Here is an 8,443-nt window from a genome sequence, read left to right on the forward strand (position 1 = left end):
AGCCATGAAGATAAAAAGTGCTCACATAACAACAGCAAGTCTCTTTGCGATCGCGCTCCACTTTTCCCTGGCACTAGCTTATAGCATCTATAGCTCGCCCTCTGCTATTGCCATGAGCGGAGCTCAACAAGCAGGTGAAGACGGTTTAATAGCAGGCTTGGGTCTGGCAGGAAGCTTTGTGGATACCAGTGCCGCGGCCTCAAGTGAAGAAGCACCCAACGAGCAAGTTCAAGAAGAGCTTGTCGATATCAAAGAAGCCCAAACACCAGACGAAGTCGCAGAAATCGAACCAGCGCTTGAAGCAATAGAAGAAACAATAGAAGAACCCACACCCGTCGAAACAATTGATCTGGAGAAGAAACAAGCAGATCTGCCAGCCGAGCTTGCTGCTCCTGAGCAGGTGGCTAAAAAGCTAGAAACGACTCAACCAGAAACTAAGCAAGCAGAAACAAAGCAGGCTGAAGACAGCAAAACTCAGGAAGACATATTTGATAGTAAACAAAACAGTCGAGCAACTATCAAAGCAACGGGAACAGGGAAAAGCACTACGACAGGAGGTAAACCAGCTATTCAGCAAACTTATCTTTCTCGTATTCTCGCCCATGCTGCGCGCCATAAACGCTACCCTCGAAGTGCCCGCCGAGCAGGCGTGACCGGCACTGTTCACGTTAATTTTTATCTAAAAACAAATGGTCGTCTAAAACGACCAAGGATTACAAAAAGTTCGGGAGACCCTCGCCTGGATCAGGAAGCTCTAGACATGCTGCTACGAGCTACCCCCTTTCCAGCGATACCAGAAGAATTGAGCAAGGACGGTCTCGACCTTACCTTGCCGATTGAATTTTCACTTAACTCATCCAACACGCTTTTTTAAGGAAGTATCATGTCTCACAACATTAATAATCCGGCCCGAGACTCGGAAACAAACCACACTGCACAAAACCCGAAAACTTTTTCTACGACTCGTTCTTCTGGAACATTAGCCCTGGCGATATCCGGTGCTCTAATGACGGGTATGGCAAGCGCTGAAGAGCCCACTCCAGAAAGCATCAAGCTTGATAAGCTTAAAATTGAAGAGTCTGTCACACCCGACACAAACCCTTATGCGACACCAGGTTCCCCTTACCTAGCGGAACGCCTTTCTGACCCTCGCCGAACAAGAACACTGGCTGAAACTCCGGCAACAATAAATGTTGTGACGACTACACAGGTCGCCGAGTCTGGCCGTAGTGACTTGCGCACTATTTTGGATGGTCAGCCTGGCATTACCCTGGGAACAGGCGAAAACGGAAATGCCTTTGGTGACCGCTATGTTATTCGTGGTCATGAAGCGCGCAGTGATGTCTTCGTCGACGGCTTACGCGACCCGGGCATGACCATTCGTGAAAGTTTCGCTGTTGAGCAAGTTGAAATCAGTAAAGGCCCTAGCGCGAGCTTTGCAGGGCGCGGCACAACAGGTGGAGCGGTGAACTCGGCAACCAAACGTGCAAGCACCGAGTATGACTTTGCGAAAGGCTCTATCGGTATCGGCACCGATTGGCACCACCGCGTCACGGCTGATATCAACCAGGTCATTGATTATGACACTGCCCTACGTGTTAACCTGCTTAAGTCAGGTGAAAATGTTCCCGACCGTGACCCGGCTGACCGAAATCGCGCCGGTGCAGCAATCTCACTATCTCACCAGGTAACAGATCAGCTAGAAATCGTTGCGGATGTCTATCATTTCCGAGGCGAAGATAGCCCGGACTTAGGTACCTACATAGATGGTGATACCGGCAAACCTGTTAAAGATATCCCTTCTTATGTGCAAGATGAGGACTTTCTGAAATCTGAAACCAGTACTGCAACGCTGCGTGTTGGTTATGAATTTAGCCCAACTTCGAGCATTGTGAATCTGACTCGCTACGGTATTACCGAGAATGGTTATGTTGCGACAGGAGCCCGAGGTACAACAGCTTACCCAACACTTGATGATGCTACGAATGATACCAATGGCTTTGAAACTGCTTCGTTAAGTACTCATCAAGGCTGGCAAGACGTTGATTATTTTGCCAATCAATTTAATTTTCTGACTACAAAAGAACTCGGCGAGACAGTTCATGACATCGTGATTGGTGTCGAATATACCGACCAAACGGTTATCAACGGCGTCTATAGCTACACTTCTGAAGGAGCCTCAAACTGCTTCACTTCAGGTCGACGTGGTGTTGGGGAAGGCTATTGTTGGTCAGACGAAAATGGTAATACCGCGACAGACCTCAATACATTGATTCAACGAGATATTGCCCAAGGTGATAAAGACTCAGATTGGAATGTTGAAACCCTTGCGCTCTATTTCATGGATACCGTCGAGTTAAGTGATAATTGGACAGCCTTTGGTGGCGTTCGTTACGACTATTACGACTACAGCACCTTCGCAAACTATGACCCGGATGGCCGAAGCGGGCCCTTAGAAAGTGAGTGGACTGAATTTGCTGACGACGGTGGCTATTGGAACGGCCATATCGGTGCCAGCTATCGGTTTATGGACAATGCAAACGTCTATGCCAGCTTCTCGACTGCAACCAACTTGAATGGTGGTGAGTCGGATGTAGGCACTAGCTGTGGCTATGGTGGTATCTGTGTCGATGCCAGCGACCCTCAATTAGGTGACCCGGAGAAAACACAAAGCATTGAGGTTGGAACGAAGTGGCAATTAAACGATGGCAAGTTACTTGCGACAGCCGCGCTATTCCGCATCACAAAAAATGATGTGATGGAGAGCCCCTCTGGCGATAGCTATAGCACGCTGGGCTCACTGAACACAGGCAAGAACCGAGTAGAAGGTATCGAACTTGGCTTAACGGGGAATATCACTGACAAAATCAGTATGTCTGCAGGTATTGCTGTGATGGATGCCGAAGTATTGGAATCCATTAACGAAGAGGATGAAGGAAAAACCCTAGCAAACTTTGCAGATACCTCTGCTTCGCTACATGTGAAATATCAGGCTACGCCACAATGGGCGATAGGTGGTACAGCCACTTATGAAGACGAGCGTTTTGTCGGCCAACCTGATACCGCAGCGAATGAAGAAAGAGGTATTCCAGGTTACACAGTCTTTGATGCCTTCGCGACTTACAAGCATAGCCAGGACCTAAGCCTGCGTCTTAATGTCGGCAACATCTTCGATACCGATTATTACTTGGCCGCTTACCGATCCGGCGCCTTTAATTACATCGGCGACCGTCGCAACGCACGCGTGACGCTTGACTTTAGTCTATAGCCTCTTGCACTAAAAAGTGGGTGGAACTGCCACCCACTTTTCCCCTTTTTATCATCAAGAGAATATATAGCGATGCAGGAAACAACGATACTCGCCCCCTTGGATCATATTCCCGCGGAGGTCTGTTGCGCTCAGGACTACGAGAGCTTGGCTGAACGCTTTATTGCCAAAGACCGATTCAACTATATTGCCAACGGTAGTGGGAAAGACCTAAGTCTTCGCCGCAATCGCAGCGCCTTCGAACAACTTGCATTGCAGCCTCGTCTGCTGCAAGACATGAGTACTAGTAAGACAGATATCAAATTTGCTGAAGCAGACTTGAGCGTGCCTTTTATGCTCGCACCAGTCGCCTATCAAAAACTCGTACACCCGGATGGCGAGCTAGCCACTGCGCATGCCGCCGATGCCATGGGTATTGGCTTAATCTCTAGCACCTTAGCCAGCGTTAAACTAGAGGAAACCGCCCCAAGTGAGCCAGGCGCAATTCGCTGGTTTCAACTCTATGCACAAGACAGTGAAGAGGCAACGCTACACTTGCTTCAACGAGCATTACTAAGCGGTTATCAGGCCATTATGCTAACACTGGACACACCACTACAAGCACCCAGCCACCAAACACTACGATCCGGCTTTCAAATGCCGAAAGAATTACAGCCAGTCAACCTAAGTGACTACCCAAATAACGGCGTTCAAAGCGCTGGAGCAGCCGGCATTTTCCAGCAGCATGTTCAAAAGGCTGTTTCACTCGAGCTGCTTAAGAAAATCATTGCGATCAGCCATGTCCCGGTATGGGCAAAAGGCATTATGAGCACTGAAGATGCTACTTACCTAAAAGATCTAGGCATCGCAGGGATCGTCGTGTCAAACCATGGCGGCAGAGCCCTGGATGGCGTACCCGCAAGCTTGACGGTACTACCCGACATTCGCCAAGCCTTGGGCGATGAATACCCGATTCTTTTTGACAGTGGCATTCGTAGTGGTGCCGATATATTCAAAGCCATTGCCCTAGGCGCTGATGCCGTTCTGATTGGACGTTTGCAAGTCTATGCCTTAAGCATTGCCGGTGCCTTAGGTGTCGCTCACCTGATCAAGCTACTCAAAGAGGAGCTTGAATACACCATGGCGATGACGGGCTGTCGTACAATCCAAGAAATTCGTCATGCAAACCTTAGAAAGCTGGGGACTCCTTTATGCTAATCGTCATACCCAAAGTGTTATCAAGCGAAGAAGTGAAGCAATTCCGAAGTGCCCTGGATAAATCCTCGTGGCGTGATGGCAGCCAAACCGCCGGTGGCATCGCTATTCACGTCAAACACAATCGTCAACTCGATGACCTGGGCGACACCGCTCAACAACTGGGCCGTGAAATTCTGCGCAAGATATCTCAACATCCTGTTTTTATCTCTGCGGCACTGCCTGACAAAATCTTCCCGCCAAAATTTAATTGCTACGGAGAAGGCGAAACCTACGGCAATCATATCGATGGTTCCCTGATGCAAATACCGGGCACCGCTCAAACAATGCGCACCGATGTTTCATCCACTTTATTTCTGAATTCGCCAGAAGAATATGAAGGTGGCGAGCTCCAAATTCATACTCAGTACGGCATACAAAGTGTCAAATTAGACGCGGGGGATATGGTGCTCTACCCTTCCACCAGTTTGCATCAGGTTAGCCCCGTCACAAGAGGGCAACGCCTAGCATCGTTCTTCTGGACGCAAAGCATGGTGCGTGAAGATAGCCAAAGACAAACGCTTTATGAACTCGACCAAAGCATTCAAAACCTAAGCGCGGAACTTGGCTCTGACCATAATCAAGTCACGACCTTAAGCGGCCTTTATCACAACCTAATTCGTCGCTGGGCATCCCCATCATAAGCAAGCCTTATTCAATACCATCGCACCCGAACGGACATAAACATGAGACTTTTTCGACCACTTAAACTGCTGGTGATAAGTATTAGCCTTCCTTTCTGCTTCACCCCCGCTCAAGCCGAAGAGCTTATGGTGTACTCATCGCGTAATGCGAGTTATCTAACACCGATGTTCAATCGCTACGCTTCTGAAACAGGTGTTTCGGTCAGCTACACCATTAACAGCAGTGAAGCACTCATCCGAAAGCTCGAAGCTGAAGGAGAGGAAAGCCCGGCGGATATCTTCCTAACGACAGGCGCACTCAATCTGTCACTGGCCTCTCCAAAAGGCGTGCTTGCCAGTATCTCTTCTCGTATCCTGAAAAAAACACTGCCTGAACACCTTCGTTCAAAAGATGATGACTGGTTTGCAATAGCGAAACGCGCCCAGGCGATTGCTTATCACCCTGAAAAGCTTAGCGAATCTGAACTGCAGACTTATGCCAACACCTACGCCGCTCTCGCCGATAGTAAATGGAAAGGCAAGCTGTGTTTACGCTCATCAAGAACTGAGTATTCCCAATCACTGCTAGCAGACCTAAGCCACCGTTATGGCGAAGCAAAAATGAAGACGGTAATGAAAGGCTGGGTAAGCAATCTCGTCCATTCACCTATGTCGGACGACTTAGAATTATTCACTGCACTGGAAACAGGAGCTTGTGAGCTAACAATCGCCTACTCCTATTACTTGCCTCGCCACCTTTTGACTCACCCGAATTCAAAAATAAAACTCTTCTGGCCTGAACAGAAAGACGGCGGTGTGCATATCGATATCACCGGCGCAGGCGTCGTAGCCGATTCCGACAATAAAGAACTCGCGCAAGATTTTCTAGAATGGATGTTATCTAAACAAGCACAATCCCAATACTCTCGACTCAGCATGGAATACCCGGCTCACCGAAGAGTCTACCCGGACCGAGCTGTCGCCAAGCATGGAAAATTTAAAGAGAATAAAGCCCATGTCGACGAGTTTTCGCCTTATCAAAGTGCAGCGAATAACATCGCGAGGAAAGCCAAGTACAAGTAAACGATGCCCGGCTAGGGATATGAAGTTTTCAGTCGTAGCCTGTTTTTAACAGACATGGTCGGCTTGGTCGTTAAAGTGCCACAGGCACACCTAATAGGCCATTATCAATATGGCCTCATTGTCCTGATTTAAGGCTGTCGCAGATTTTTGACTTTGAGCACGCAGCTTTATTAAATTACCGATAACGGGTTAGCCAATATCTCCTTGAGCCTATTCGGCGTATCCATTCTTACACCAAGTATACTTATGACACCTACCCCACCACTTTTAAGCTCCTTCAGGTAAATCACCTCATTCTCATAACGAGTAAAATGAATACTTTCAGTTGTGATGTCTGAGATCATATCAAGAGGAAAAACTCGGGGTCTTAAACCATTGTGTTTACCGGTGTTTGAAATTTCATCTATAGCGTCAAAAAGCCCATCAATATACTTGTCAGCTTGGTTTTCTCCAAATCGTTGAAAACCATAATCCCAAATACTATCTAGCTGAGCCATGGCTAAAGGGGAGTATTTAGCTTCAATCGTCATTTTTTAGGCCATTTCTTTTCAAAGCTCTATTTTTAAATTCATCTCGTTTTATTGGTTTAAATTCGCTTTCTTCAAATCTCAAGCCTTCATTTAAAGAAGACCTAACACGTTCCCACTTAGCCGAATCTTTCCGCTCCATATCTCTACGAATAAGATCTCGTAAATACTCACTGGGAGTCTCATATTCTCCGTTTAAGCCGGTACATTCTTCTAAGTGGCTGCGTAAGCTGCCAGAAACTCGTAACGTAACATTTGGGTTGGCCATATAATCATCCTCAAGTTGCACATATATATATTAATAGATAGTGCAACCTTTGACTAGAAATACATTGAAGAAGAACCCTGGCAGTGGAAGTAACGATTGTTTAGTGGCTTTGCTTATTACACTACTTTATGAAAACCAAGCACGTAACAAACCATAAACAAGAACCAATAGAATGATCCGAATAATTGACAGTTTGAAGGAACGCAGTAAAACAAAAATACTTGCGACAACGGCCATATCTATAGGCTCTTTTACAGAAGTAATAAATACAGGGCTATAGAGCGTTGCTGCTAATAAACCCACCACGCTTGCATTAACACCCACAATGGCACCCGACACTCTTGGATGCTCGGCCAAAACTTTCCAGTGTTGGTTAAACGCTAAGACAAGTAAGAACCCCGGCAAGAAAATCCCCAATGTAGCGATAAATGCGCCTATTAGCGGGCTCTCGTGACTCATCGCCCCTAAGTACGTGGCGAAAGTGAACAAGGGCCCTGGCAACGCTTGGGCGACCGCATAACCGGTGATAAAACTTTCATGTCCTATGGATTGGGCGAAATAATCTTGTAGTAAAGGCAGCACCACATGGCCACCACCAAAGACTAAACTGCCAGCGAGGAAGGTTTCGGAAAACAAGGCAAAGCCATCTAAAACACCGGAGAGGCACACAACGAAGAGCACAATAAAAAATAATGTACTGAATGAAAATGACAAACCAATACGGCCAGCTTTCTCTACAGACTTGCTACGTAGAGAAAATAAACCAAACATTGCAGCAGCCGAGATACAGAGTATTTGAACAAACGGAACGGGGAAAAGCCATATGATGAGGCATGTAACGAAAGCCAAGAGTTGCGTTGTTTTAGTTTGGCAAAAGGACTTCCCCATCGATAATACTGCGTCAGCCACTACCGCAACGGCGAGTAACTTAAATACGTGAATAAGAGAATCTAGAATAGCGTTGGAACCAAAGTTCGTTAAACCCACGGCTACTAGCAGCATGATAAGGAAAGAAGGCAAGGTAAACCCCACAAAAGCCAAGACTCCTCCAAGTAAGCCCATACGATGAAGGCCAATAGCGAATCCTACCTGACTAGATCCGGGGCCAGGTAGAAACTGGCTTAAAGCGATTAGCTGGCTATATGAAGATTCGGAAATCCACTTTTTGTCTTCAACGAAGGTTTTACGAAAATAGCCTAAGTGAGCGGCTGGCCCACCAAAACTAGTGCAACCTAAGATAAAGAACTGGGTAAACAATGATATTGCGTTGTTCATAAGAGCAAAGAAAAATAAGATACGGTGGAAGAATGAAAGTTGAGGTCAGAATAAAAAACAGGCGTTTTTATTCTGCCGCCAATTGTCGCTCGACATAATACAGCCCTTGTTTATATAAAGGCTTTAGGTTTTCTTCTGACACCCAGTTGTACTTTGCGCAATATAT

Annotated in this window: 8 protein-coding genes; 5 read left to right on the top strand and 3 right to left on the bottom strand. The window is 46.8% G+C overall.

The features are described 5' to 3' along the window. The 5 genes from A3761_RS04365 to A3761_RS04385 all read left to right on the top strand — a co-directional run. On the top strand, positions 1-874 hold an 874-nt coding region (locus tag A3761_RS04365), incomplete at its 5' end, for an energy transducer TonB (protein ID WP_068749887.1). A gap of 9 nt (positions 875-883) precedes the next feature. Continuing rightward, the gene (locus A3761_RS04370) at positions 884-3,268 is read left to right on the top strand and encodes a TonB-dependent siderophore receptor (RefSeq protein ID WP_068749889.1); all 2,385 of its coding nucleotides are present in this window, start codon (positions 884-886) and stop codon (positions 3,266-3,268) included. A 72-nt stretch (positions 3,269-3,340) separates the two neighbouring features. Then, a complete protein-coding gene (locus tag A3761_RS04375; RefSeq protein WP_068554242.1) occupies positions 3,341-4,465 on the top strand; it encodes an alpha-hydroxy acid oxidase in 1,125 nt (374 codons plus the stop codon). After that, positions 4,459-5,145 (top strand): Fe2+-dependent dioxygenase, encoded by a 687-nt coding sequence (locus A3761_RS04380; protein WP_068554244.1) that lies wholly within the window; start codon positions 4,459-4,461, stop codon positions 5,143-5,145. The genes A3761_RS04375 and A3761_RS04380 overlap by 7 nt, the downstream gene beginning before the upstream one ends. Positions 5,146-5,187: 42 nt before the next feature. Then, the gene (locus A3761_RS04385) at positions 5,188-6,207 is read left to right on the top strand and encodes an extracellular solute-binding protein (RefSeq protein ID WP_068739390.1); all 1,020 of its coding nucleotides are present in this window, start codon (positions 5,188-5,190) and stop codon (positions 6,205-6,207) included. Positions 6,208-6,377: 170 nt separating this feature from the next. On the opposite strand, the gene A3761_RS04390 is transcribed toward A3761_RS04385, so the two are convergent. The 3 genes from A3761_RS04390 to chrA form a co-directional block, all read right to left on the bottom strand. Further along, positions 6,378-6,737, bottom strand: a complete 360-nt coding sequence (locus tag A3761_RS04390) for a type II toxin-antitoxin system RelE/ParE family toxin (RefSeq protein ID WP_068513323.1) — start codon at positions 6,735-6,737, stop codon at positions 6,378-6,380. Beyond that, positions 6,727-7,002: a hypothetical protein gene (locus A3761_RS04395; protein WP_068513326.1), complete on the bottom strand. Its 276-nt coding sequence runs from the start codon at positions 7,000-7,002 to the stop codon at positions 6,727-6,729. Before A3761_RS04395 ends, A3761_RS04390 begins: the two co-directional genes overlap by 11 nt. Before the next feature lie 126 nt (positions 7,003-7,128). Next, on the bottom strand, positions 7,129-8,277 hold the full coding sequence (gene chrA, locus A3761_RS04400) for a chromate efflux transporter (RefSeq protein WP_068554248.1): 1,149 nt from the start codon (positions 8,275-8,277) through the stop codon (positions 7,129-7,131). Between the last annotated feature and the right edge of the window lie 166 nt (positions 8,278-8,443).

It is taken from the genome of Oleiphilus sp. HI0123, assembly GCF_001635315.1.

What these genes read in the sequence shown, in the direction of transcription:
- A3761_RS04370 (WP_068749889.1), top strand. Translation starts at nt 884, where the DNA reads ATGTCTCACAACATTAATAATCCGGCCCGAGACTCGGAAACAAACCAC.
- A3761_RS04375 (WP_068554242.1), top strand. Translation starts at nt 3,341, where the DNA reads ATGCAGGAAACAACGATACTCGCCCCCTTGGATCATATTCCCGCGGAG.
- A3761_RS04380 (WP_068554244.1), top strand. Translation starts at nt 4,459, where the DNA reads ATGCTAATCGTCATACCCAAAGTGTTATCAAGCGAAGAAGTGAAGCAA.
- A3761_RS04385 (WP_068739390.1), top strand. Translation starts at nt 5,188, where the DNA reads ATGAGACTTTTTCGACCACTTAAACTGCTGGTGATAAGTATTAGCCTT.
- A3761_RS04390 (WP_068513323.1), bottom strand. Translation starts at nt 6,737, where the DNA reads ATGACGATTGAAGCTAAATACTCCCCTTTAGCCATGGCTCAGCTAGAT.
- A3761_RS04395 (WP_068513326.1), bottom strand. Translation starts at nt 7,002, where the DNA reads ATGGCCAACCCAAATGTTACGTTACGAGTTTCTGGCAGCTTACGCAGC.
- chrA (WP_068554248.1), bottom strand. Translation starts at nt 8,277, where the DNA reads ATGAACAACGCAATATCATTGTTTACCCAGTTCTTTATCTTAGGTTGC.